The sequence below is a fragment of the Pseudomonas sp. GOM6 genome (assembly GCF_029537485.1).
Lineage (GTDB): Bacteria > Pseudomonadota > Gammaproteobacteria > Pseudomonadales > Pseudomonadaceae > Aquipseudomonas.
In genome coordinates, this window is sequence record NZ_JARPUS010000003.1 from 157,280 (window position 1) to 179,327 (window position 22,048).

Annotated in this window: 22 protein-coding genes; 14 read left to right on the forward strand and 8 right to left on the reverse strand. The window is 63.0% G+C overall.

Translation table 11 applies throughout. From position 1 onward, the window contains the following. Window positions 1-71: 71 nt before the first annotated feature. Together dcd and apbC are read right to left on the reverse strand one after the other, a co-directional pair. Window positions 72-638 carry a dCTP deaminase gene (gene dcd, locus P7A97_RS05325; protein WP_017521037.1) on the reverse strand — a complete coding sequence of 189 codons (567 nt, stop codon included), beginning with the start codon at window positions 636-638 and terminating at the stop codon, window positions 72-74. Between the two features lie 208 nt (window positions 639-846). Next, window positions 847-1,941: an iron-sulfur cluster carrier protein ApbC gene (apbC, locus tag P7A97_RS05330; RefSeq protein WP_277688909.1), complete on the reverse strand. Its 1,095-nt coding sequence runs from the start codon at window positions 1,939-1,941 to the stop codon at window positions 847-849. A 130-nt stretch (window positions 1,942-2,071) separates the two neighbouring features. Between apbC and metG the strand changes: the two genes are divergently transcribed. From metG to P7A97_RS05375, 9 genes are all read left to right on the forward strand, one after another. After that, on the forward strand, window positions 2,072-4,108 hold the full coding sequence (metG, locus tag P7A97_RS05335) for a methionine--tRNA ligase (protein WP_277688910.1): 2,037 nt from the start codon (window positions 2,072-2,074) through the stop codon (window positions 4,106-4,108). A 117-nt stretch (window positions 4,109-4,225) separates the two neighbouring features. Then, on the forward strand, window positions 4,226-4,810 hold the full coding sequence (rsxA, locus tag P7A97_RS05340; RefSeq protein ID WP_068826236.1) for an electron transport complex subunit RsxA: 585 nt from the start codon (window positions 4,226-4,228) through the stop codon (window positions 4,808-4,810). Beyond that, window positions 4,807-5,382 (forward strand): electron transport complex subunit RsxB, encoded by a 576-nt coding sequence (gene rsxB, locus P7A97_RS05345; protein ID WP_277688911.1) that lies wholly within the window; start codon window positions 4,807-4,809, stop codon window positions 5,380-5,382. The genes rsxA and rsxB overlap by 4 nt, the downstream gene beginning before the upstream one ends. Continuing rightward, window positions 5,379-7,838: an electron transport complex subunit RsxC gene (rsxC, locus tag P7A97_RS05350; protein ID WP_277688912.1), complete on the forward strand. Its 2,460-nt coding sequence runs from the start codon at window positions 5,379-5,381 to the stop codon at window positions 7,836-7,838. The genes rsxB and rsxC overlap by 4 nt, the downstream gene beginning before the upstream one ends. Before the next feature lie 109 nt (window positions 7,839-7,947). Next, window positions 7,948-8,979 carry an RnfABCDGE type electron transport complex subunit D gene (locus P7A97_RS05355; RefSeq protein ID WP_277688913.1) on the forward strand — a complete coding sequence of 344 codons (1,032 nt, stop codon included), beginning with the start codon at window positions 7,948-7,950 and terminating at the stop codon, window positions 8,977-8,979. 2 nt (window positions 8,980-8,981) lie between these two features. Continuing rightward, the gene (gene rsxG / locus P7A97_RS05360) at window positions 8,982-9,617 is read left to right on the forward strand and encodes an electron transport complex subunit RsxG (RefSeq protein ID WP_277689015.1); all 636 of its coding nucleotides are present in this window, start codon (window positions 8,982-8,984) and stop codon (window positions 9,615-9,617) included. Continuing rightward, on the forward strand, window positions 9,610-10,317 hold the full coding sequence (locus P7A97_RS05365) for an electron transport complex subunit E (RefSeq protein WP_277688914.1): 708 nt from the start codon (window positions 9,610-9,612) through the stop codon (window positions 10,315-10,317). The genes rsxG and P7A97_RS05365 overlap by 8 nt, the downstream gene beginning before the upstream one ends. Next, window positions 10,314-10,952, forward strand: a complete 639-nt coding sequence (gene nth / locus P7A97_RS05370; protein ID WP_003245598.1) for an endonuclease III — start codon at window positions 10,314-10,316, stop codon at window positions 10,950-10,952. Before P7A97_RS05365 ends, nth begins: the two co-directional genes overlap by 4 nt. Before the next feature lie 107 nt (window positions 10,953-11,059). Beyond that, window positions 11,060-11,242 (forward strand): hypothetical protein, encoded by a 183-nt coding sequence (locus P7A97_RS05375; RefSeq protein ID WP_277688915.1) that lies wholly within the window; start codon window positions 11,060-11,062, stop codon window positions 11,240-11,242. 48 nt (window positions 11,243-11,290) lie between these two features. Here P7A97_RS05375 and gloA read toward each other — a convergent pair whose 3' ends face one another. The 4 genes from gloA to P7A97_RS05395 all read right to left on the reverse strand — a co-directional run bounded on the left by gloA (window position 11,291) and on the right by P7A97_RS05395 (window position 14,387). Continuing rightward, window positions 11,291-11,683: a lactoylglutathione lyase gene (gloA, locus tag P7A97_RS05380; protein ID WP_277688916.1), complete on the reverse strand. Its 393-nt coding sequence runs from the start codon at window positions 11,681-11,683 to the stop codon at window positions 11,291-11,293. 75 nt (window positions 11,684-11,758) lie between these two features. Continuing rightward, window positions 11,759-12,046 carry a hypothetical protein gene (locus tag P7A97_RS05385; protein WP_277688917.1) on the reverse strand — a complete coding sequence of 96 codons (288 nt, stop codon included), beginning with the start codon at window positions 12,044-12,046 and terminating at the stop codon, window positions 11,759-11,761. Window positions 12,047-12,162: 116 nt separating this feature from the next. Further along, on the reverse strand, window positions 12,163-13,380 hold the full coding sequence (locus tag P7A97_RS05390; RefSeq protein ID WP_277688918.1) for an argininosuccinate synthase: 1,218 nt from the start codon (window positions 13,378-13,380) through the stop codon (window positions 12,163-12,165). A gap of 116 nt (window positions 13,381-13,496) precedes the next feature. Continuing rightward, the gene (locus tag P7A97_RS05395) at window positions 13,497-14,387 is read right to left on the reverse strand and encodes an OmpA family protein (RefSeq protein ID WP_277689016.1); all 891 of its coding nucleotides are present in this window, start codon (window positions 14,385-14,387) and stop codon (window positions 13,497-13,499) included. Between the two features lie 177 nt (window positions 14,388-14,564). On the opposite strand from P7A97_RS05395, the gene pyrC reads away from it, so the two are divergent. The 3 genes from pyrC to P7A97_RS05410 all read left to right on the forward strand — a co-directional run bounded on the left by pyrC (window position 14,565) and on the right by P7A97_RS05410 (window position 16,692). Continuing rightward, window positions 14,565-15,611, forward strand: coding sequence for a dihydroorotase (gene pyrC, locus P7A97_RS05400; protein ID WP_277688919.1), 1,047 nt, complete (start codon window positions 14,565-14,567; stop codon window positions 15,609-15,611). Further along, window positions 15,608-16,282, forward strand: a complete 675-nt coding sequence (rnt, locus tag P7A97_RS05405; RefSeq protein ID WP_277688920.1) for a ribonuclease T — start codon at window positions 15,608-15,610, stop codon at window positions 16,280-16,282. Before pyrC ends, rnt begins: the two co-directional genes overlap by 4 nt. A gap of 191 nt (window positions 16,283-16,473) precedes the next feature. After that, window positions 16,474-16,692 (forward strand): bacterioferritin-associated ferredoxin, encoded by a 219-nt coding sequence (locus P7A97_RS05410; RefSeq protein WP_277688921.1) that lies wholly within the window; start codon window positions 16,474-16,476, stop codon window positions 16,690-16,692. A gap of 61 nt (window positions 16,693-16,753) precedes the next feature. Here P7A97_RS05410 and miaE read toward each other — a convergent pair whose 3' ends face one another. Further along, window positions 16,754-17,362 (reverse strand): tRNA isopentenyl-2-thiomethyl-A-37 hydroxylase MiaE, encoded by a 609-nt coding sequence (miaE, locus tag P7A97_RS05415; protein WP_277688922.1) that lies wholly within the window; start codon window positions 17,360-17,362, stop codon window positions 16,754-16,756. A 147-nt stretch (window positions 17,363-17,509) separates the two neighbouring features. On the opposite strand from miaE, the gene P7A97_RS05420 reads away from it, so the two are divergent. Continuing rightward, a complete protein-coding gene (locus P7A97_RS05420; RefSeq protein WP_277688923.1) occupies window positions 17,510-18,373 on the forward strand; it encodes a universal stress protein in 864 nt (287 codons plus the stop codon). A 54-nt stretch (window positions 18,374-18,427) separates the two neighbouring features. Here the strand turns inward: P7A97_RS05420 and P7A97_RS05425 are convergent, their stop codons facing one another. Further along, window positions 18,428-18,904: a DUF1289 domain-containing protein gene (locus P7A97_RS05425; protein WP_277688924.1), complete on the reverse strand. Its 477-nt coding sequence runs from the start codon at window positions 18,902-18,904 to the stop codon at window positions 18,428-18,430. A gap of 428 nt (window positions 18,905-19,332) precedes the next feature. Between P7A97_RS05425 and acnB the strand changes: the two genes are divergently transcribed. After that, complete coding sequence (gene acnB / locus P7A97_RS05430; RefSeq protein WP_277688925.1) at window positions 19,333-21,942, forward strand: bifunctional aconitate hydratase 2/2-methylisocitrate dehydratase; 2,610 nt, start codon at window positions 19,333-19,335, stop codon at window positions 21,940-21,942. Window positions 21,943-22,048 lie beyond the last annotated feature (106 nt).

The following is a 22,048-nucleotide window of genomic DNA, read 5'->3' on the forward strand; positions in this document are numbered from 1 at the left end:
CGCTTTAACCTCGCCCAAAGAAAAAGGCCATCCCCCAAGAGAGGGATGGCCTTTTCAGATCTGAACCGCGATCAGGCTTTCGGCAGGGTAACGCCGGTCTGGCCCTGGTACTTGCCGCCACGGTCGCGATAAGACACTTCGCAGGCTTCGTCGGACTGCAGGAACAGCATCTGCGCCACACCCTCGTGGGCATAGATCTTCGCCGGCAGGTTGGTGGTGTTGGAGAACTCCAGGGTCACGTGGCCCTCCCACTCCGGCTCCAGCGGGGTGACGTTGACGATGATGCCGCAGCGCGCGTAGGTGCTCTTGCCCAGGCAGATGGTCAGCACGTCACGCGGAATGCGGAAGTACTCGACAGTGCGGGCCAGGGCGAAGGAGTTCGGCGGGATGATGCAGACATCGCTGTTGATGTCGACGAAGCTCTTCTCGTCGAAGTTCTTCGGGTCGACCACCGCCGAGTGGATATTGGTGAACACCTTGAATTCGGCAGCGCAGCGCACGTCGTAGCCGTAGCTGGAAACGCCGTAGGAGATCACCCGGCTGTCGTCGGCGCCACGGATCTGGCGCTCGACGAAGGGCTCGATCATCCCGTGTTCCTGGGCCATGCGGCGAATCCACTTGTCCGATTTGATGCTCATGGCGGGCGTCCTGAAGCTGGTGGTTGAAAAATGATCGCGCATCTTACCGGGAGGCAGGGTGCGGTTCAAAGGCCCCTCAATAAATCCACGACCCGGGGAGCTAGAGCCAGGCTAGGCGGCAAAGGACCGAGGGCGCGGAGTTTACTGCAGTAAATGAGCAGCCCGAGGTCTTTTGCCAACAACGCCTGGCCGACGCGCAGCCTGGTCGTCAGTCGTCGCTGATCTCGATGGTCGGCATCGCCTGCACACCGAGCCCGGCCTGGGAAATACGCGCGCCCACGCAGCGGGCCATTTCCTGATAGATCATCGCCAGCTGGCTCTCGGTGTCGGCCACCACGGTCGGCTTGCCGCCGTCGGCCTGCATGCGGATGGCCATCGACAGCGGCAGCGAGGCCAGCAGGTCGACACCGTACTGGGCCGCCAGCTTCTCGCCACCGCCCTCGCCGAACAGGTGCTCACTGTGGCCGCAGTTGGAGCAGATGTGCACGGCCATGTTTTCGACCACGCCGAGCACCGGAATATTGACCTTGCGGAACATCTCCACGCCCTTCTTGGCGTCAAGCAGAGCCAGGTCCTGCGGGGTGGTGACGACGACAGAGCCGGCCACCGGCACCTTCTGCGCCAGGGTCAGCTGGATGTCACCGGTGCCCGGCGGCATGTCGATAACCAGGTAATCGAGATCGTCCCAGGCGGTCTGGGTCACCAGCTGTAGCAAGGCGCCGGAAACCATCGGCCCGCGCCACACCACCGGGGTGTTGTCGTCGGTGAGGAAGGCCATGGACATCACCTGCACGCCATGGGCCTCGATGGGTACGAAGTACTTCTGGTCACGCACCTTGGGCCGGGTGCCTTCGGCGATGCCGAACATGATGCCCTGGCTGGGGCCGTAGATATCGGCGTCGAGAATACCGACGCGGGCGCCTTCACGAGCCAGCGCCAGGGCCAGGTTGGCCGCGGTGGTGGACTTGCCCACCCCACCCTTGCCGGAGGCCACGGCGATGATGTTCTTCACATTGGCCAGCGCCGGCACCTGTTCCTGCGCCTTGTGCGGCTCGATCACCACATCAACCTGCACCTTGGCCGACGCCACGCCATCGAGGTTTTCCAGGGCCATCTGCAGCATCTGCGCCCAGCCGCTCTTGAACAGATCGGCCGCATAGCCCAGCTCCAGGCGCACGGTGACCTTGTCACCCTGGATATCGACTTCACGCAGGCAACCGGCGCTGACCGGGTCCTGGTTCAGATGCGGGTCGGTGAACTGACGCAGGCGGGCTTCGACCGCTTCGCGGGTCACAAGGCTCATGGAACAACTCCGAAGTCTGGGTAAAACAGGCCGGCATCTTACCCCGCTGCGCGGCCGGCGCGGATGAAAAAAAACCGCCGCGCCTATATAGTGGCGGACTTCCTTCGAAACACCCGATGGCCCGATTCCCATGTCCGAAGCCCGCAAGATTCTCGTTACCAGCGCTCTGCCCTACGCCAACGGCTCGATCCACCTCGGCCATATGCTCGAATACATCCAGACCGACATGTGGGTGCGCTTCCAGAAACTGCGCGGCCACCAGGCCATCTACGTCTGCGCCGACGATGCCCACGGCTCGGCCATCATGCTGCGCGCCGAGAAAGAGGGCATCACCGCCGAACAGCTGATCGACGGCGTGCGTGCCGAGCACATGGCCGACTTCGCCGACTTCGGCGTCGACTTCGACAACTACCACTCGACCCACTCGGAAGAGAATCGCGAGCTGTCCGCCGCCATCTACCTCAAGCTGCGCGACGCCGGGCATATAGCCACCCGCTCGGTGACCCAGTATTTCGATCCCGAGAAAGGCATGTTCCTTGCCGACCGCTTCATCAAGGGCACCTGCCCGAAATGCGCGGCCGAGGATCAATACGGCGACAACTGCGAGAAATGCGGCGCCACCTACGCGCCGACCGAGCTGAAGAACCCGCGCTCAGCCATCTCCGGTGCCGTGCCGGTGCTCAAGGACTCCAAGCACTTCTTCTTCAAGCTGCCCGACTTCGAGGCCATGCTGAAAGAATGGACCCGCTCCGGCACCCTGCAGGACGCCGTGGCCAACAAGATCGCCGAATGGCTCGATGGCGGCCTGCAGGAATGGGACATCTCTCGCGACGCGCCCTACTTCGGCTTCGAGATACCGGACGAGCCGGGCAAGTACTTCTACGTCTGGCTGGACGCGCCGATCGGCTATATGGCCAGCTTCAAGAACCTGTGCAGCAAGCGCCCGGAGCTGGACTTCGACGCGTTCTGGAACAAGGACTCGACGACCGAGCTGTACCACTTCATCGGCAAGGACATCGTCAACTTCCACGCCCTGTTCTGGCCGGCCATGCTCGAAGGCGCCGGCTACCGCAAGCCGACCGCGGTCAACGTGCACGGCTACCTGACAGTCAACGGCCAGAAGATGTCCAAATCGCGCGGCACCTTCATCAAGGCACGCACCTACCTGGATCACCTGAACCCGGAATACCTGCGCTACTACTACGCCTCCAAGCTCGGCCGCGGCGTGGACGATCTGGACCTGAACCTCGAAGATTTCGTGCAGAAGGTCAACTCCGACCTGGTCGGCAAGGTCGTCAACATTGCCAGCCGCTGCGCCGGCTTCATCCACAAAGGCAACGCCGGCGTGCTGGTCGATGCCAACCCCGAGCCAGAGCTGTGGGCCGCCTTCCAGGCCGCCGCGCCGAGCATCGCCGACGCTTATGAAGCCCGCGATTTCTCCCGCGCCATGCGCGAAATCATGGCCCTGGCCGACCGCGCCAATGCCTGGATCGCCGACAAGGCGCCGTGGGCGCTGAACAAGGTCGAGGGCAAGCAGGCCGAGGTTCAGGAACTCTGCGCCCTGGGCGTCAACCTGTTCCGCCAGCTGGTGATCATGCTCAAGCCGGTGCTGCCGAAGCTGGCGGCCGATGCCGAGGCCTTCCTCAACGTCGCCCCGCTGACCTGGAATGATCTGGCCACCCCGCTGGCCAATCACCAGCTCAACCCGTTCAACCCGCTGCTGACCCGTATTGAACCCGCGAAGATCGAAGCCATGACCGAAGCCTCCAAAGAAGACCTCGCCGCCGAAGCGCCCAAGCCGCAAGGCAATGGCGAGCTGACCAAGGACCCGCTGGCCGCCGAGATCAACTTCGATGCTTTTGCCGCCGTCGATCTGCGCATCGCCCTGATCGAGAAGTGCGAATTTGTCGAGGGTGCCGACAAGCTGCTGCGCCTGTCGCTGGATATCGGCGACGAGAAGCGCAACGTGTTCTCCGGCATCAAGTCCGCCTACCCGGACCCAAGCAAGCTGGAAGGCCGCCTGACCCTGTACGTGGCCAACCTGGCCCCGCGCAAGATGAAGTTTGGCATCAGCGAAGGCATGGTTCTGGCCGCCGGCCCGGGCGGCGAGGAAATCTACCTGCTCAGCCCGGACAGCGGCGCCAAGCCGGGCCAGCGGGTCAAATAAGCCGTCTAGGCTTATCGATGGACAACAAGCCGGCTTATGCCGGCTTGTTTGCAATGGCGCGCTTTCCGATAATAGCCGCCCTTTTTCTACGGCCTTTGCCCCAAGACGGACGTCTCGATGACCGAACTCGCCTTGATCATGGTCAGTGCCATCCTGGTCAACAATTTCGTGCTGGTGCAGTTCCTCGGCCTGTGCCCGTTCATGGGCGTGTCGAAGAAGATCGAGACCGCCATCGGCCTGTCGCTGGCCACCACCTTCGTCCTCACCCTGGCCGCCATGTGCAGCTACCTGGTGCAGGAATACGTGCTGGAACCCCTGGGCCTGGAGTTCCTGCGCACCATCAGCTTCATCCTGGTGATCGCCGTCACCGTGCAGTTCACCGAGATGGTGGTGAACAAGACCAGTCCCCTGCTCTACCGCGTGCTGGGCATCTTCCTGCCGCTGATCACCACCAACTGCATCGTCCTCGGCGTGGCCCTGCTCAACGCCAACAAAGCCGAGTTCACCTTCATTACCGCCACCGCCAACGGTTTCGCCGCCGGTCTGGGCTTCTCCCTGGTGCTGGTGCTGTTTGCCGCCATGCGTGAGCGCATCGCCATCGCCGACGTGCCCAAGCCATTCCAGGGCGCCTCCATCGGCATGATCACCGCCGGGCTGATGTCCCTGGCGTTCATGGGCTTCGCCGGGTTGATCAAGTTATGAGCCTGGTGCTGATCGCGGTTCTCGCCATCCTCGGCCTGTGCCTGCTCGGCGGCGCCATCCTTGGTTTCGCCGCGGTGCGTTTCAAGGTCGAGGGCGACCCCATCGCCGAACAGATCAATGCCCTGCTGCCGCAGACCCAGTGCGGCCAGTGCGGCTACCCGGGCTGCAAGCCCTACGCCGAGGCCATCGCCGGCGGCGACAAGATCAACAAATGCCCACCCGGTGGCGAAGCCACGATCCAGGCCCTGGCCGACCTGCTCGACGTCGAACCGGAGCCGCTGGACGCCGTCGAAGGCGAGAAGCCGCAGATGGTCGCAGTCATCCGCGAGGCCGAGTGCATCGGCTGCACCAAGTGCATCCAGGCCTGTCCGGTGGACGCCATCGTCGGTGCGGCCAAGCAGATGCACACGGTGATCGCCAGCGAATGCACCGGCTGCGACCTGTGCGTCGAGCCGTGTCCGGTGGACTGCATCGACATGGTGGAAGTCGGCAGCAACGTGCAGAGCTGGAAGTGGCAGCTGCCGCTGGCCCCCGGCCAGTTGATCGCCAGTGACCGGGAGCAAGCCGCATGAGTGCCCACGAACGCATCTGGGACATTCCCGGCGGCATCCACCCGGCCGAGCGCAAGGAGCTGTCCAATCGCACGCCGATCCAACAGGCACCGCTGCCCAAGCGCCTGATCCTGCCGCTGGGCCAGCATATCGGCGCCGCTGCCGAGCCCTGCGTGGCGGTCGGCGAGCGCGTGCTCAAGGGCCAGAAGATCGCCGAGGCCATCGGCTTCGTCAGCGCGCCGCTGCATGCGCCGACCTCCGGCACCGTCAGCTTCATCGGCCCGCAGCCCTACCCGCATGTGTCCGGCATGCTCGCACCGGCCATCGTGCTCGACAGCGACGGCCTGGACCAATGGATCAAACTGACGCCACAGCCCGACTACCGGCACATGGAGTCCAGCGCGCTACTGGAGCTGATCCGCGAAGCCGGCATCAACGGCCTCGGCGGCGCCGGCTTCCCCACCGCGGTCAAGCTCACCGCGCGACCGACGCAGAAGATTCACACCCTGATCATCAACGGCACCGAGTGCGAGCCCTATATCACCGCCGATGACGTGCTGATGCGCGAGCGCGCCGCCGAGCTGGTATCCGGTATCGACATCCTGGTGCAGCTGATCCAGCCGGACGAAGTGCTGATCGGCATCGAGGACAACAAGCCCGAGGCCATCGCTGCCGTGCGTGCTGCCCTGAGCGAGCGCAGCTATACCCTCAAGGTGTTCCCCACCAAGTACCCGTCCGGCGGCGAGAAACAGCTGATTCAGATCCTCACCGGCGTGGAGGTACCCAGCGGCGGCCTGCCAGCGGATATCGGCATGCTCTGCCAGAACGTCGGCACCTGCGTGGCCATCCACGATGCCGTGCTGCTGGGCAAGCCACTGATCTCGCGCATCACCACCCTGACCGGCGAAGCCCTGGTGCGGCCGGGCAATGTCGAGGCCCTGCTCGGCACGCCGGTCGGTGAGCTGCTGGCCTTCGCCGGGCTGGATCAAGCCAAACTCAATCGCCTGGTCATGGGAGGCCCGATGATGGGCTTCACCCTGCCCTCGCTCGATGTGCCCGTGGTCAAGACCGCCAACTGCCTGCTGGCTGGCACTGCCAGCGAGCTGCCCGCGCCGCCACCGGCCATGCCCTGCATCCGCTGCGGCGAATGCGCCGAGGCCTGCCCGGCCAGCCTGCTGCCGCAGCAGTTGCACTTCTTCGCCCTCGGCCAGCAGCACGAGCAGCTCAAGGCGCACAACCTGTTCGACTGCATCGAATGCGGCGCCTGCGCCTATGTCTGCCCCTCCAGCATTCCGCTGGTGCAGTACTACCGCGCCGCCAAGGGCGAAATCCGCGAGCTGGAGCAGAAGCAGCAGAAGGCCGAACACTCCAAGCAGCGCTTCGAACTGCGCCAGGAGCGCCTGCGCCGCGAGGAAGAACGCAAGGAAGCCGAACGCGTGGCCCGCGCCGAGCGCGCCGCCAAAGCCAAGGCGGCGCAAGCCGAGGCCGCGGCAGCACCGGCCAGCGCGGCGCCAAGCGCCGCCGACGAGCAGCTCAAGCGCCTGAAGATCGAAGCCAGCATGGCACAGGTCGCGCTGAAGAAAGCCGAGAAGCAGCTGGCCCAGCACGACACCGACGAGCTCAAGGCCCAGGTCGCCGAACTGCGCAGCGCCGCCGAGGCCGCGCAGAAGGCTCTCGAAGCCGCCCAGGCCAGCGCACCAGCTCCGACCACAGCAGCGCCAGCCAACGACGACGCGCTGAAAAAAGCCAAGGTCGAAGCCGCCATGCTCAAGGCCCAGCTACGCAAGCTGGAGAAACTCGAAGCGCCCAGCGCCGAGCAGCAGGCCGAACTGGAGCAGGCCCGCAGCAAGCTGGCCGAAGCCGAGAAAGCACTGGAACAGCTGCAATCCGCCGCGCCAGCCCCTGCCGCCGCACCGGCTAACGACGACGCGCTGAAGAAAGCCAAGATCGAAGCCGCCATGCTCAAGGCCCAGCTACGCAAGCTGGAAAAACTCGAAGCGCCCAGCGCCGAGCAGCAGGCCGAACTGGAACAGGCCCGCGCCAAGCTGACCGAGGCCGAGAAAGCCCTGGAACAGCTGCAATCCGCCGCGCCAGCGCCTGCCGCCAAGACTGTCGACGACAGCGAGCTGAAAAAGGCCAAGGTCGAGCTGGCGATGAAGCGCGCCGAGCTGAAGAAGGCCGAGAAAGCTGGTGCAGAGGAAAGCGAGCTGGAGCGCCTACGCCAGGCCCTGTCCGCCGCCGAACAGGCCCTGCATGCCGCCGAAGACAGTTCCGGCAAACCGGCGCCTGACTTGGTCCGCACCGAGAAGCCCGGCATCGACGCCGCGCTCAAGGCGTTGAAGACCGAAGTCGCCTTCGCCCGCGCCGACCTGCGCAAGCTGGAGCGCGATGAGAACACATCAGCGGAGGCACTCGACGCCGCAAGGACACGCCTCAGCGCAGCCGAACAGAAACTGGCGGAACACCAAAGCCCGTAGCCCGGATGCAATCCGGGTGAATGGCCCAAAACACCCCGGATTGCATCCGGGCTACCGAACATGAGTTTGCCGCTCTAGCGGCACACAGCAACACGACGACGGAGCGCCGATGGCCCTGCCCCGCATCACCTCGCCCCACGCCAGGGGCGCCAACAAGACCCAGCGCGTCATGCTGTTGGTCGCAGCCGCCTGCGCGCCAGGCGCACTGGCGCTGACCTGGCTGTTCGGCGTCGGCACCCTGGTCAACCTGCTCTGGGCCAGCCTGGTGGCCATCGCCTGCGAGGCGGCCATCCTCGCTGTGCGCAAGCGCCCACTGGCGTTTTTCCTCAAGGACGGCAGCGCGCTGGTCACCGCCGTGCTGCTGGCCCTGGCCCTGCCGCCCTATGCGCCCTGGTGGCTGACCCTGGTCGCCGTGGGCTTCGCCATCGTCTTCGGCAAGCAGCTGTATGGCGGCCTGGGGCAGAACCCGTTCAACCCGGCCATGCTCGGCTACGTGGTAGTGCTGATCTCCTTCCCCATCCCCATGACCAGCTGGCCGGCGCCGCACAGCGTCGGAATCGCCGAGGGCATCCAGCAGATTCTCGGCCTGGCCGCCCTGCCGGATGGCTGGAGCCAGGCCACAGCCCTGGATGCGCTGAAGGTCAACAAGAGCCTGACCATCGATGAGCTGTGGGCGCAGAACCCGGCCTTCGGCAGCTTCGGCGGCAAGGCGGTGGAATGGGTCAACCTGGCCTTCCTGCTCGGCGGCCTGTTCCTGATCTACAAGAAAGTCATCACCTGGCACGCACCAGCGGGCATGCTCGGCGCCCTGTTCGTCATGAGCCTGCTGTTCTGGAACGGCTCGGGCTCGGACTCCAACGGCTCGCCGCTGTTTCACCTGCTGACCGGCGCCACCATGCTCGGCGCCTTCTTCATCGTCACCGACCCGGTCAGCGGCGCCACCAGCAACCTCGGCCGAATCATCTTCGGCGCCGGGGTCGGCATCCTGGTTTACGTGATCCGCACCTGGGGCGGCTACCCCGACGGCGTGGCCTTTGCCGTGCTGCTAATGAACCTGGCCGCGCCAACCATCGACTACTACACCCGCCCGCGCACCTACGGCCATCGCAAGGCCGAGCGCGGCTTCAAGCTGGGAGAATGAGCGTGCTGCCGGAAATCTCCCGCTCCATGCTGAAGAACGCCATCGTGCTGGGCCTGTTCGCTATCGCCACGGTCGGCGTGGTGGCCGCCATTCAGCAAGGCACCGCGCCGCGCATCGCCGCTGCCGAACGCGAAGCCCAGGTGCAGGCGCTGGCGCAGATCCTGCCGGCCGGCAGCTACGACAACCATCTGCTCGACAACAGCCGCCTGGTGCAGGACGAGCTGCTCGGCAACAGAAACCCGGCCCCCGCCTATCTGGCCACCCTCGGCGGCCAGCCCAGCGCGGTGATCCTGCAGGTCACCGCGCCGGACGGCTATAGCGGCTCGATCAAGCTGCTCGTGGGCATTCTCGCCGACGGCCGCCTGGCCGGCGTACGCGCCCTGCATCACCGTGAAACCCCCGGTCTGGGCGACAAGATCGAGCTAGCCAAGAGCCGCTGGATTCTCGGCTTCGACGGCAAGTCGCTGATCCAGCCCGACGAAGCCGGCTGGGCGGTGAAGAAGGACGGCGGCCAGTTCGACCAGTTCGCCGGCGCCACTATCACCCCGCGCGCCGTGGTCAAGGCCGTGCACAAGGCGCTGCAGTATTTCGACAAGCACAAGGCCGAGCTGCTGGCCCCGGAGGCTTCCCATGGCTAATTACCGCGAAATCGCCGTAGGCGGCCTGTGGAAGAACAACCCCGCCCTGGTCCAGCTGCTCGGCCTGTGTCCGCTGCTGGGGGTGAGCAACTCGGTGGTCAACGCCCTAGGCATGGCCATCGCCACCGCCGTGGTGCTGACCTGCTCCAACGCCGCCGTGGCACTGATCCGTCGCCAGGTCACCGACGCCGTGCGCCTGCCGGCCTTCGTCATGATCATCGCCGCGCTGACCACCTGCATCGAGCTGCTGATGCAGGCCTTCACCTACGAGCTGTACCAGATCCTCGGCATCTTCATCCCGCTGATCACCACCAACTGCGTGATCCTCGGCCGCGCCGAAGCCTTCGCAGCGAAGAACAGTGTTGCCCACGCCAGCTTCGACGGTCTGATGATGGGCATCGGCTTCGGCGGCGTACTGCTGGCCATCGGCGCGGTGCGCGAGCTGCTCGGCACCGGCGTGCTGTTCAGCAACATGCAGTTGCTGTTCGGCCCGATCGCCGCCAACTGGCAGCTGACCCTGTTCCCTGGCTACCAGGGCTTCCTGCTGGCCATCCTGCCGCCCGGCGCTTTCCTTGTGCTGGGCCTGCTGATCGCGCTGAAGAACCGCATCGACGAGCGCCTGGCCGAGCGCGCCAAGGCCGAGGAGCCGGCAGCACCCGCTACCAGCCGTCGCGTGCGGGTCACCGGGGTGATCGAATGAACGCCGCCAAGCGCCTGGAGATCTTCCGCCGCCTGCATGAAGACAACCCCGAGCCGAAGACCGAGCTGGCCTACAGCACGCCCTTTGAGCTGCTGGTGGCGGTGACCCTATCGGCCCAGGCCACCGACGTCAGCGTCAACAAGGCCACGGCCAAGCTGTTCCCGGTGGCCAACACACCGGAAGCGATCTACGCCCTTGGCGTCGAGGGCCTGTCCGAGTACATCAAGACCATCGGCCTGTACAACAGCAAGGCGAAGAACGTCATCGAGGCCTGCCGCATCCTTATCGAGAAGCATGGCAGCCAGGTGCCGGACAACCGCGAAGACCTGGAAGCCCTGCCCGGCGTCGGCCGCAAGACCGCCAACGTGGTGCTCAACACCGCCTTCCGCCAGCTGGCCATGGCGGTGGACACGCACATCTTCCGCGTCAGCAACCGCACCGGCATCGCCCCCGGCAAGAACGTGGTGGAAGTCGAAAAAAAGCTGCTCAAGTTCGTGCCCAAGGACTATCTGCTGGACGCCCACCACTGGCTGATCCTGCATGGCCGCTACGTCTGCACCGCGCGCAAGCCGCGCTGCGGCGCCTGCCGCATCGAAGACCTGTGCGAATACAAGGCCAAGACCTCAGACGATTGAGCAGTCATTGATTCGCTCACGCTTTCGATTGAGAAAATCTTTTTTACCGCCTCAAGCTTTGTCGCTATAAGGAGCGCCATCGGCACCCCGAAAGCTGGAGTGAAGCCATGAGCACTGACAAAGAAGATCTCGAACTCGAAGACGATCTGGTCGATGACGACAACGACGACAGCGCTGAACGCAGCGTCGATGTGGCCAAGACCAACCTGACCAAGCGCCGCATCATCGACAACCTGCTCGACGAGCGCCGCCTGCAGAAACAGTTGAACGACTACGACTACGACTTCTGAAACAGGTAAAAGCCCCGCAAATGCGGGGCTTTTTCATTGTGGCGGACGTCAATCAGCCCGCTGGGGCGACAGCAGTTCGATCTTGTAGCCGTCAGGATCGGCCACGAACGCCAGTATGCTGTTGCCATGCTTCATCGGCCCCGGCTCACGAGTGATTTGCCCACCACGCGAGCGAATGTCCTCGCAAGCCTTGTAGACGTCTTCCACCTCCAAGGCGATATGGCCATAACCCGTGCCAAGCTCATACTGATCCACGCCCCAGTTGTGGGTCAGTTCGATTACGCTGTTCTCAGCCTCGTTGCCGTAGCCAACGAACGCCAGGGTGAACTGGCCATCCGGATAGTCCTTGCGACGCAAGAGGGTCATGCCCAGCACTTCGGTATAGAACGCGATGGATCTGTCCATATCGCCGACACGCAGCATGGTATGTAGCAAACGCATATTGCCTCCTCACTCCAAAACAAAAGGGCCTGACAGGCCCTTTAGAAATCCACGTCTAGAGTGACTTTCAAGCACTCAATTGGTGACCGCCTTCTTGATCGCCTTACGTTCGAGGTGATCGGAAGCGCCATCGACTTTATCCCCGACCTTGTCCTTGGCGTCGGAAACTGAATCCTTCTTGTCATCGACATCCAGGCTGTCGCCTACCGCCTCCTTAGCCGTACAGCGGCCACCAACACCTACCGTGGCCTTCATCGCCGCGCTCTTGGCGGCTTTCTCTGCCGTACAGTCCGGGTCTAACACACCCGCCTGGGCATTCAGACCAAACAGCCCCAATAACAGAACCACTAAAAAATTGCGCATCTCTGGCCTCCAACAAGCATTGCTTCGAGAGGATCAGTGTGGCCCGACATTGGGCCTGCGGCCAGAATGAAAAAGCCCGCGCAGATGCACGGGCTTTTTGAGGCGCGACGAAGCGCTTAGAACAGCTTGCGGCCCTTGCCGGCGGCGATGCGCATGCGCAGCGCGTTGAGCTTGATGAAGCCCGCGGCATCAGCCTGGTTGTAGGCGCCGCCATCTTCCTCGAAGGTGGCGATGTTGGCGTCGAACAGCGAGTCGTCGGACTTGCGGCCCACCACGATGACGTTGCCCTTGTACAGCTTCAGGCGCACCACACCGTTCACATTGGTCTGCGAGGCGTCGATCATCTGCTGCAGCATCAGACGCTCAGGGCTCCACCAGTAGCCGGTGTAGATGAGGCTGGCGTACTTGGGCATCAGCTCATCTTTCAGGTGGGCCACTTCGCGGTCCAGGGTGATCGACTCGATGGCGCGGTGACCTTTGAGCATGATGGTGCCACCGGGGGTCTCGTAGCAGCCACGAGACTTCATGCCGACATAGCGGTTCTCGACGATGTCGAGGCGGCCGATACCGTTGGCACCGCCGATGCGGTTCAGTTCGGTGAGTACCTGGGCCGGAGTCATCTCCTTGCCGTCGATGGCGACGATGTCACCGGCGCGGTAGGTCAGCTCGATGTAGGTCGGAGTGTCCGGAGCCGCTTCCGGGGAAACGCTCCATTTCCACATGTCCTCTTCGTGCTCGGTCCAGGTGTCTTCCAGCACGCCACCCTCGTAGGAGATGTGCAGCAGGTTGGCGTCCATGGAGTACGGCGACTTCTTCTTGCCGTGACGCTCGATCGGAATGCCGTGCTTCTCGGCATAGTCCATCAGCTTCTCGCGGGACAGCAGATCCCACTCGCGCCACGGAGCGATCACTTTCACGCCCGGCTTCAGCGCGTAGGCACCCAGTTCGAAGCGCACCTGGTCGTTACCCTTGCCGGTAGCGCCATGGGAGATGGCGTCGGCACCAGTCTCGTTGGCAATTTCGATCAGGCGCTTGGCGATCAGCGGGCGAGCGATGGAAGTACCCAGCAGGTACTCGCCTTCGTAGATGGTGTTGGCGCGGAACATCGGGAAGACGAAGTCGCGAACAAACTCTTCGCGCAGGTCGTCGATGTAGATCTCCTTGACGCCCATGGCCTGGGCCTTGGCACGGGCCGGCTCGACCTCCTCGCCCTGACCGAGGTCGGCGGTGAAGGTCACCACTTCGCAGTTATAGGTGTCTTGCAGCCACTTGAGGATCACCGAGGTATCCAGGCCACCGGAATAGGCCAGAACTACCTTCTTAACGTCCGCCATGCCAATCAACTCCACGGGTTGTACGGAAAACCGGGGATTCTACCGAGCGAGACGCTCGATTTACAGGGGCGCGACAGTCACGGGCGACAAAGCGACAGAAATAATGGGAAAGCAGGTCAGCTTTTGGCAGCCGGCGCGGCCTCGGAAGCTGCAGGCTCGGCAGGCGTATCGGGGGCTGCAGGCTCGGCTTCAAGCACCGGCTCGCGCGACAGCGTCAGCGTCACACGGCGGTTCTTCGCCCGACTGGCTTCATTCGTGTTCCTCACCAGCGGATAACGCTCGCCATGGAAGCGCACGATGATCTGCTCGGCGGGTACACCCTGCGCCTTGAGGTACTCTTCGACCGCCACCGCCCGACGCCGGGACAGATCCCGATTGGTCAGGCGATTGCCACTGTTATCGGAGTGGCCGTCGAGCTGGATGCGATTGACGCTGGGGTCTTCCTTGAGGAAGTCGAGAATGATGTCCAGCCTGGCCTGCGCCATGGGGTCCAACGCATAGCCGCCGCCGGGAAAACCGATCTGCACCTGGCGGATCTGCTCGAAATTGACTGGCAACAGCCCTGCCGTGCACTTCAGGTACTCGTTGTAGGCCTGGTTGAAGCGAATCGGTAGCAGGCGCACTTCCAGCAACTCGCCGCCTTGCAGGGTGCGATGACGCACCACGGGACTGCGCCCCTCCATAAGGCCCGTCAACAATCGCCCGCCCTGCTCAGCATTGCTGTTGAACGGCACCTCGCCACTGCTGACTTTAAGCGCACCCAGGTTGATATCGCCTCGTCCCGGCTGCCAAGGCGCAGCGGCCGCGAGCAAGGTCGCAGAGCCCGACCCCATCCAGCGTTCGCGCACCTTGAGGCGGAACGTGGCCTGTTCGCCAGCACGACGGACAAACTCACCACTGCCGAAATCGGCAATGGGTTGGATCAACCGACACTCGAACTTATCGCCCTCGACCTTCCACTCCACTTTTTCCATGCGGGTCTGGAACGTGATTGCCGCGGCCGGCATGCACCAAGGCAGGCAGGCGAGCAGACTGAGCAGGAAAAAACGGCGCTGAAACAAGATCGGCCCCTCTCGGGAGATACGGCTTACATGCCCTTATCGGCCCTCACCAAGGAAACTTGATAGGCCGCACTGAGGATAAGCTGGTAGCATTTCTCCACGTTTTACCTGCTGGGAATCCCCATGTCTGACCGCATTACCTTGCTGCGCCCCGACGACTGGCACATCCATCTGCGCGATGGTGCTGTCCTGCAGCACACCGTCCGCGACGTCGCGCGAACCTTCGCCCGCGCCATCATCATGCCCAATCTGGTGCCGCCGGTTCGCAACAGCACCGAGGCCGACGCCTACCGCCAGCGCATCCTGGCCGCTCGCCCGGCCGGGAACCGCTTCGAGCCACTGATGGTGCTCTATCTCACCGACAAGACCACTGCCGAGGACGTACGCACCGCCAAGGCCAGTGGTTTCGTGCACGCCGCCAAACTGTATCCGGCCGGCGCCACCACCAACTCCGACTCCGGCGTGACCAGCATCGACAACATCTTCCCTGTGCTGGAAGCCATGGCCGAGGTCGGCCTACCGCTGCTCGTACACGGCGAAGTGACCCATGCCGATGTCGACGTGTTCGATCGCGAGAAGCGCTTCATCGACGAGCACCTGGTACGCGTGGTCGAGCGCTTCCCCAGCCTAAAGGTGGTGTTCGAGCACATCACTACCGGCGATGCAGCCGCCTTCGTCAAAGCCGCTCCGGCAAACGTTGGCGCCACCATCACCGCCCACCATCTGCTGTACAACCGCAACCACATGCTGGTCGGCGGCATTCGCCCACACTTCTATTGCTTGCCGATCCTCAAGCGCAACACCCATCAGGACGCCCTGCTGGATGCCGCCACCAGCGGCAATGTGAAGTTCTTCCTAGGCACCGACTCGGCACCGCACGCCAAACACGCCAAGGAAGCGGCCTGCGGCTGCGCCGGCTGCTACACCGCGCATGCCGCCATCGAACTCTACGCCGAAGCCTTCGAACAACGCGGCGCACTGGACAAGCTGGAAGGCTTCGCCAGCCTGCACGGTCCTGACTTCTATGGGCTGCCGCGCAATACCGACCACATCACCCTGGTACGCGAAGACTGGGTCGGCCCAAGCGAACTGCCGCTGGGCGATAACCTGGTGATCCCGCTGCGCGCTGGCGAGAAGCTGCGCTGGCGCCTGCTGGAGGAACACGCGTGAGCGAAGAACATTTCGACGACGAACTCGACGGCAGCCTTCCCTCCGGCCCACGCCACCCGATGGCCGCGCGCTTTCGCGGCTACCTGCCGGTGGTCGTGGATGTGGAAACCGGCGGCTTCAACGCCGCCACCGACGCCTTGCTGGAGATCGCGGCCACCACCATTGCCATGGACGAAGGTGGTTTCCTTTACCCGGACCACACGCACTTCTTCCGCATCGAGCCTTTCGAAGGCGCCAACATCGAACAGGCGGCATTGGAGTTCACCGGCATCAAGCTGGATCACCCGCTGCGCATGGCCGTGAGCGAAGAGCACGCGCTGACCGAAATTTTCCGCGGCCTGCGCAAGTCGATCAAAAGCAATGGCTGCAAACGCGCCATTCTGGTCGGCCACAACAGCAGCTTCGACCTCGGCTTTCTCAATGCCGCCGTGGCCCGCTGCGATATCAAGCGCAACCCGTTCCACCCCTTCTCCAGCTTCGATACCGCGACACTGGCCGGCTTGGCCTATGGCCAGACCGTGCTGGCCAAGGCCTGTCAGGCCGCCGGCATCGACTTCGACGGCAAGGAAGCGCACTCCGCGCGCTACGACACCGAGAAAACCGCTGAGCTGTTCTGTGGCATCGTCAACCGCTGGAAGGAAATGGGCGGTTGGGACGAATTCGATCAGTAATTGCGACATCCCCGTAAAACCGGCTTCGGCCGGTTTTTTTATGCTCGTTACTTACCGACCAAACTGACGCCACCACCGAGGGCGCCGTCTATCCGGCCAATAGGAAGAATGCATATCAAGCTTTGACAAGCATTCTCATTAACATTAGTATCCTTCCGCAACAGCAACTCACTCTCATTCGAGATCGCCACATGTACGTCTGCCTCTGCCAGGGTGTCACCGACGGTCAAATTCGCGAAGCCATTTACGAAGGCTGCTGCAGCTACCGTGACGTACGCGAAAGCCTCGGTGTGGCAACCCAGTGCGGCAAGTGCGCATGCCTGGCCAAGCAGGTAGTGCGCGACACACTGAGCGAAGTACAGAGTGGCCACGCGGCTCTCGCCTGCCAGGCCAGCTTCGTCGCAGCCTGATTCAGCCCGAAAACGAAAAAGCCGGACCTTGGTCCGGCTTTTTTATGCCCGCAACAAAAGCTCAGGACTGCGGCACGCCACTGTGGAAACGAAATTCCTGGTCAGGAGACTCGATCAGCTCGCGCTCGGCCTCACGAACCCGCTCCACAGTTCGCTCAACATCGGTTGCTTCGCCATACTGATAAGCCAGCTTCAGGTAACCCTGAAAATGCCGGGACTCTGACTTCAGCAGCCCCCCATAGAACTTGCCCAACTCTTCATCCAGGTGCGGCACCAAGGCTTCAAAACGTTCACAGCTGCGCGCTTCGATAAAAGCCCCTACCACTAGGGTATCCACCAGCTTCTGCGGCTCATGGTTACGCACCTGCTTGCGCAAGCCGGAAGCGTAGCGGGACGCCGAAATCGGGCGCGCTTCGATACGACGCTTCTTCATGATGCGCAGTACCTGTTCATGGTGCACCAACTCCTCACGAGCCAGGCGCGACATGAAATTGACCAGATCCAGCGACTGGTTGTACTTGGCGATCAGTGCCATGGCCGTGGAGGCCGCCTTGAACTCGTTGTTCTTGTGGTCGATCAGCAAGGTTTCCTGGTCAGCCAGGGCGGCTTCGACCCAGGCTGTCGGGGTTGGACAGGCGAGAAACTCATGGATATCGAGAGCGGTATTCACGGGGCGAATGCTGGCAGGCAGGGATGAGGCGGGCCATTATACGGATGAGGGCGCACAGGGCCAGCGATGCCGTGATGCAGGTCAATAGCGCCGCCCGCGGCCACCTCTATAGTGGGCTGCATCCAAGCACTTCAAAGGGAGAGGCACATGCAAGCCATACGCAGCATTCTGGTGGTGATGGATCCGCAGCAGCCCGAAGGGCTCGCACTCAAACGCGCCAAATTGATCGCCGGCGTGACCCAGTCGCATCTGCATCTACTGGTCTGTGACAAGAAAGCCGATCACAGCGCCTACCTCGATGAACAACGAGCCCATCTGCAGGAAGAAGGCTTTAGCGTCAGCACCCAGCAGGCCTGGAATGATGGCATCTACCAGACCATCGTTGCCGCCCAGCAATCGTCAGGGTGCGGCCTGGTGGTCAAACAGCACGTACCCGACAACCCACTGAAGAAAGCACTACTCACCCCCGAGGATTGGAAACTGCTGCGTTATTGCCCGAGCCCGGTGCTCATGGTGAAAACCTCCACCCCGTGGAACGGCGGCATCATTCTCGCCGCGGTTGATGTGGGCAATAGCGACGCTGAACATCGCACCCTGCACTCCGGTATCGTCAGCCACGGCTACGACATCGCCCGCCTGGCCAATGGCACCCTGCACGTGATCAGCGCTCACCCCTCGCCCATGCTCTCGGCGGCGGATCCGACCTTCCAGCTCAAGGAAACCATCGAAGCGCGCTACCGCGAGCAGTGCAAATCCTTCCAGGCTGAGTTCGATGTCGACGATGAGCGTCTGCATGTGGCAGAAGGCCCCGCTGACGTACTGATCCCCTACACCGCTCAGAAACTCGGCGCAGCAGTGACCGTGATTGGTACTGTCGCCCGCACGGGGCTATCCGGCGCCTTGATCGGCAACACTGCGGAAGTCGTACTGGATGCACTGGAAAGCGACGTACTAGTACTCAAGCCAGATGACATCATCGCCCACCTCGAAGAGCTCGTTGCTCAGCGCTGAGCCGGCAAAAAGAAAAAGCCGCCTGAGGGCGGCTTTTTAATGTAACAACCGGACTCAGACGCGACTTTCAACACCTTCGCGCAGAAAGCGTGGCGCGATGTAGCGCTCGTAATGCGCCTCCGAGAGCAGGAAAAACTCCCGATCAATGGCCTCGCGCAGCTCTGGCAGAGGCCAGTCGCGAAACTCCGGCAACAGTGCCATGCCATAGGCATCCAGGCGATTGATCAGACGCGACGCTCGGGCAATGAGCTGATAGGCCCAGCAGTACTCCGACTGCTCAGGCACAAAGCGCACCTGCCGTTGTTCCAGCTGCGCCCGTAGCAACGCAGGATCGAAGACTTCGACCTTGCCCTGCATCACCTGCACCAGCAGCACCTCCAAACGCCGCCAGACCGCTCGCTTCTCCTCATCGTTGTATGCGTTCCAGTTCACCACCTCATGATGAAAGCGCTTGCAACCGCGGCACACCTGGTCACCGTAAACCGTGGAGCAGAGGCCGACGCAAGGCGTCTTGATGCGTTGATTGGGCATGGGGAAAACGGGGCGCAGTGATACAGGCTGCCCATGATAGCGACTCCCCCGGACAGGGTCATCATGACTGATAAGACGCTTATAGACCTCTCGACCAAGCGACGAGCAGCCGACAGGATCGGGGTTTGCGCTTAACTTTGCCGCAGGCATCCAGTAGAATCGGACCGCCTTTTTAGGCGCCGATGTCCGTCAGAAGCTGTTTTCAAAGCGTCACGAGCACAGTTGATCCGCCAGGAACGTCGTTGGCGCAGCAGCCCTGCGCCAGCCCTCATCCACCCGCTTCCTGCGGCGTAAAACTTTGAAAACAGCTTCTAGTATGAGGCTTTCGACACACCGGCCAGTACGCCCACAAAGCGTAGCGGCGCGATGTGCGATGGTTTTGTGGATAAGCGTTGCGGGTCACCGCGACCACTGATGAGGGTATAACTGTGCTTGAAGCCTATCGCAAACACGTAGAAGAGCGCGCCGCGCTGGGTATCGTCCCCCAGCCGCTGAACGCCGAGCAAACCGCAGGCCTGGTCGAGCTGCTGAAGAATCCTCCCGCCGGCGAAGAAGCCTTCCTGGTTGACCTGCTGACCAACCGTGTACCGCCGGGCGTTGACGAGGCTGCCTACGTCAAGGCCGGTTTCCTCTCCGCTGTCGCCAAGGGCGAAGCCACCTCCCCGCTGGTCGACAAGAAGCTCGCCGTAGAGCTGCTGGGCACCATGCAGGGCGGCTACAACATCGCCACCCTAGTCGAGCTGCTGGACAGCGCCGAACTGGCTGAAGTCGCCGCCGCGCAACTCAAGCACACCCTGCTGATGTTCGACGCTTTCCACGACGTCGCCGAGAAAGCCAAGGCCGGCAATGCCCACGCCAAGGCTGTCATGCAGTCCTGGGCGGATGGCGAGTGGTTCGTCAACCGCCCAGCCGTTCCGGAAAAAGTCACCCTGACCGTGTTCAAGGTCACCGGCGAAACCAACACCGACGACCTGTCGCCGGCTCCGGATGCCTGGTCCCGTCCGGACATCCCGCTGCACGCCCTGGCCATGCTGAAAATGGCCCGCGACGGCATCAACCCGGATCAGCCGGGCTCCGTCGGCCCCATCCAGCAGATGGAAGCACTGAAAGCCAAAGGCTTCCCGGTTGCCTACGTCGGTGACGTGGTCGGTACCGGTTCCTCCCGTAAGTCCGCCACCAACTCGGTGCTGTGGTTCTTCGGCGACGACATCCCGAACGTGCCGAACAAGCGCGCTGGCGGCTTCTGCTTCGGTACCAAGATCGCCCCGATCTTCTACAACACCATGGAAGATGCCGGCGCCCTACCGATCGAATTCGACTGCACCAACCTGGCCATGGGCGACGTCATCGACGTGTACCCGTACAAAGGTGAAGTACGCCGCAACGGCAGCGACGAACTGGTCACCAGCTTCCAGCTGAAGACCGACGTGCTGCTGGACGAAGTCCGCGCTGGCGGCCGCATCCCGCTGATCGTCGGCCGCGGCCTGACCGAGAAAGCCCGCGCCGAGCTGGGTCTGGCTCCGTCCACTCTGTTCAAGAAGCCGGTTGCTCCGGCCGACAGCGGCAAGGGTTTCACCCTCGCTCAGAAAATGGTCGGTCGCGCCTGCGGCCTGCAGGAAGGTCAAGGCGTACGCCCGGGCACCTACTGCGAGCCGAAGATGACCACCGTTGGTTCGCAGGACACCACCGGCCCGATGACCCGCGACGAGCTGAAAGACCTGGCGTGCCTGGGCTTCTCCGCCGACCTGGTCATGCAGTCCTTCTGCCACACCGCGGCTTATCCGAAGCCGATCGACGTCAACACCCACCACACCCTGCCGGACTTCATCATGACCCGCGGCGGCGTGTCCCTGCGTCCGGGCGACGGCATCATCCACAGCTGGCTGAACCGCATGCTGCTGCCGGACACCGTGGGTACCGGTGGTGACTCGCACACCCGCTTCCCGATGGGCATCTCCTTCCCGGCCGGTTCCGGTCTGGTCGCCTTCGCCGCTGCCACCGGCGTCATGCCGCTGGACATGCCGGAATCCGTTCTGGTGCGCTTCAAGGGCAAGCTGCAGCCGGGCATCACCCTGCGTGACCTGGTCCATGCCATTCCCTACTACGCCATCCAGGCCGGCCTGCTGACCGTCGAGAAGAAAGGCAAGAAGAACATCTTCTCCGGCCGCATCCTCGAAATCGAAGGTCTGGACGAGCTGACCGTTGAACAAGCCTTCGAGCTGTCCGACGCCTCCGCCGAGCGCTCCGCGGCTGGCTGCACCATCAAGCTGCCGGAAAGCGCCATCGCCGAGTACCTGAAGTCCAACATCACCATGCTGCGCTGGATGATCGGCGAAGGTTACGGCGATGCCCGTACCCTGGAGCGTCGCGCCCAGGCCATGGAAGCCTGGCTGGCCAACCCGCAACTGCTGGAAGCCGACAAGGACGCCGAGTACGCTGCCGTGATCGAAATCGATCTGGCCGACGTCAAGGAGCCGGTTCTGTGCGCCCCGAACGACCCGGACGACGCTCGCCTGCTGTCCACCGTACAGGGCGAGAAGATCGACGAAGTGTTCATCGGTTCGTGCATGACCAACATCGGTCACTTCCGTGCTGCCGGCAAGCTGCTGGAAAAGGTCAAGGGCGGCATTCCGACCACCCTGTGGCTGGCTCCGCCGACCAAAATGGACCAGCATCAGCTGGTCGAGGAAGGCTACTACGGCATCTACGGCAAGGCCGGTGCGCGCATGGAAATGCCAGGCTGCTCGCTGTGCATGGGTAACCAGGCACGCGTGAAGACTGGTGCGACCGTGGTTTCCACCTCCACCCGTAACTTCCCGAACCGTCTAGGCGACGCCACCAACGTGTACCTGGCCTCCGCCGAACTGGCAGCGGTCGCTTCGATCATCGGCAAGCTGCCGACCGTCGAGGAGTACATGGAGTACGCGAAGAACATCGACAGCATGGCTGCCGACGTTTACCGCTACCTGAGCTTCGACCAGATCGCCGAGTACCGCGAAGCCGCCGCCAACGCCAAGATCCCTGCTGTTCAGGTCTAAGCGTTAGCTGCAATGAAAAGCCCCGCCTGGTGCGGGGCTTTTTTATGCCTGGGATATGCGGCGGGAACAGCTTTAGATCAGCATATCGCGGCTTAAGCCACTCCCA

What these genes read in the sequence shown, in the direction of transcription:
- dcd (WP_017521037.1), bottom strand. Translation starts at nt 638, where the DNA reads ATGAGCATCAAATCGGACAAGTGGATTCGCCGCATGGCCCAGGAACAC.
- apbC (WP_277688909.1), bottom strand. Translation starts at nt 1,941, where the DNA reads ATGAGCCTTGTGACCCGCGAAGCGGTCGAAGCCCGCCTGCGTCAGTTC.
- metG (WP_277688910.1), top strand. Translation starts at nt 2,072, where the DNA reads ATGTCCGAAGCCCGCAAGATTCTCGTTACCAGCGCTCTGCCCTACGCC.
- rsxA (WP_068826236.1), top strand. Translation starts at nt 4,226, where the DNA reads ATGACCGAACTCGCCTTGATCATGGTCAGTGCCATCCTGGTCAACAAT.
- rsxB (WP_277688911.1), top strand. Translation starts at nt 4,807, where the DNA reads ATGAGCCTGGTGCTGATCGCGGTTCTCGCCATCCTCGGCCTGTGCCTG.
- rsxC (WP_277688912.1), top strand. Translation starts at nt 5,379, where the DNA reads ATGAGTGCCCACGAACGCATCTGGGACATTCCCGGCGGCATCCACCCG.
- P7A97_RS05355 (WP_277688913.1), top strand. Translation starts at nt 7,948, where the DNA reads ATGGCCCTGCCCCGCATCACCTCGCCCCACGCCAGGGGCGCCAACAAG.
- P7A97_RS05365 (WP_277688914.1), top strand. Translation starts at nt 9,610, where the DNA reads ATGGCTAATTACCGCGAAATCGCCGTAGGCGGCCTGTGGAAGAACAAC.
- nth (WP_003245598.1), top strand. Translation starts at nt 10,314, where the DNA reads ATGAACGCCGCCAAGCGCCTGGAGATCTTCCGCCGCCTGCATGAAGAC.
- P7A97_RS05375 (WP_277688915.1), top strand. Translation starts at nt 11,060, where the DNA reads ATGAGCACTGACAAAGAAGATCTCGAACTCGAAGACGATCTGGTCGAT.
- gloA (WP_277688916.1), bottom strand. Translation starts at nt 11,683, where the DNA reads ATGCGTTTGCTACATACCATGCTGCGTGTCGGCGATATGGACAGATCC.
- P7A97_RS05385 (WP_277688917.1), bottom strand. Translation starts at nt 12,046, where the DNA reads ATGCGCAATTTTTTAGTGGTTCTGTTATTGGGGCTGTTTGGTCTGAAT.
- P7A97_RS05390 (WP_277688918.1), bottom strand. Translation starts at nt 13,380, where the DNA reads ATGGCGGACGTTAAGAAGGTAGTTCTGGCCTATTCCGGTGGCCTGGAT.
- P7A97_RS05395 (WP_277689016.1), bottom strand. Translation starts at nt 14,387, where the DNA reads ATGCCGGCCGCGGCAATCACGTTCCAGACCCGCATGGAAAAAGTGGAG.
- pyrC (WP_277688919.1), top strand. Translation starts at nt 14,565, where the DNA reads ATGTCTGACCGCATTACCTTGCTGCGCCCCGACGACTGGCACATCCAT.
- P7A97_RS05410 (WP_277688921.1), top strand. Translation starts at nt 16,474, where the DNA reads ATGTACGTCTGCCTCTGCCAGGGTGTCACCGACGGTCAAATTCGCGAA.
- P7A97_RS05420 (WP_277688923.1), top strand. Translation starts at nt 17,510, where the DNA reads ATGCAAGCCATACGCAGCATTCTGGTGGTGATGGATCCGCAGCAGCCC.
- P7A97_RS05425 (WP_277688924.1), bottom strand. Translation starts at nt 18,904, where the DNA reads ATGCCCAATCAACGCATCAAGACGCCTTGCGTCGGCCTCTGCTCCACG.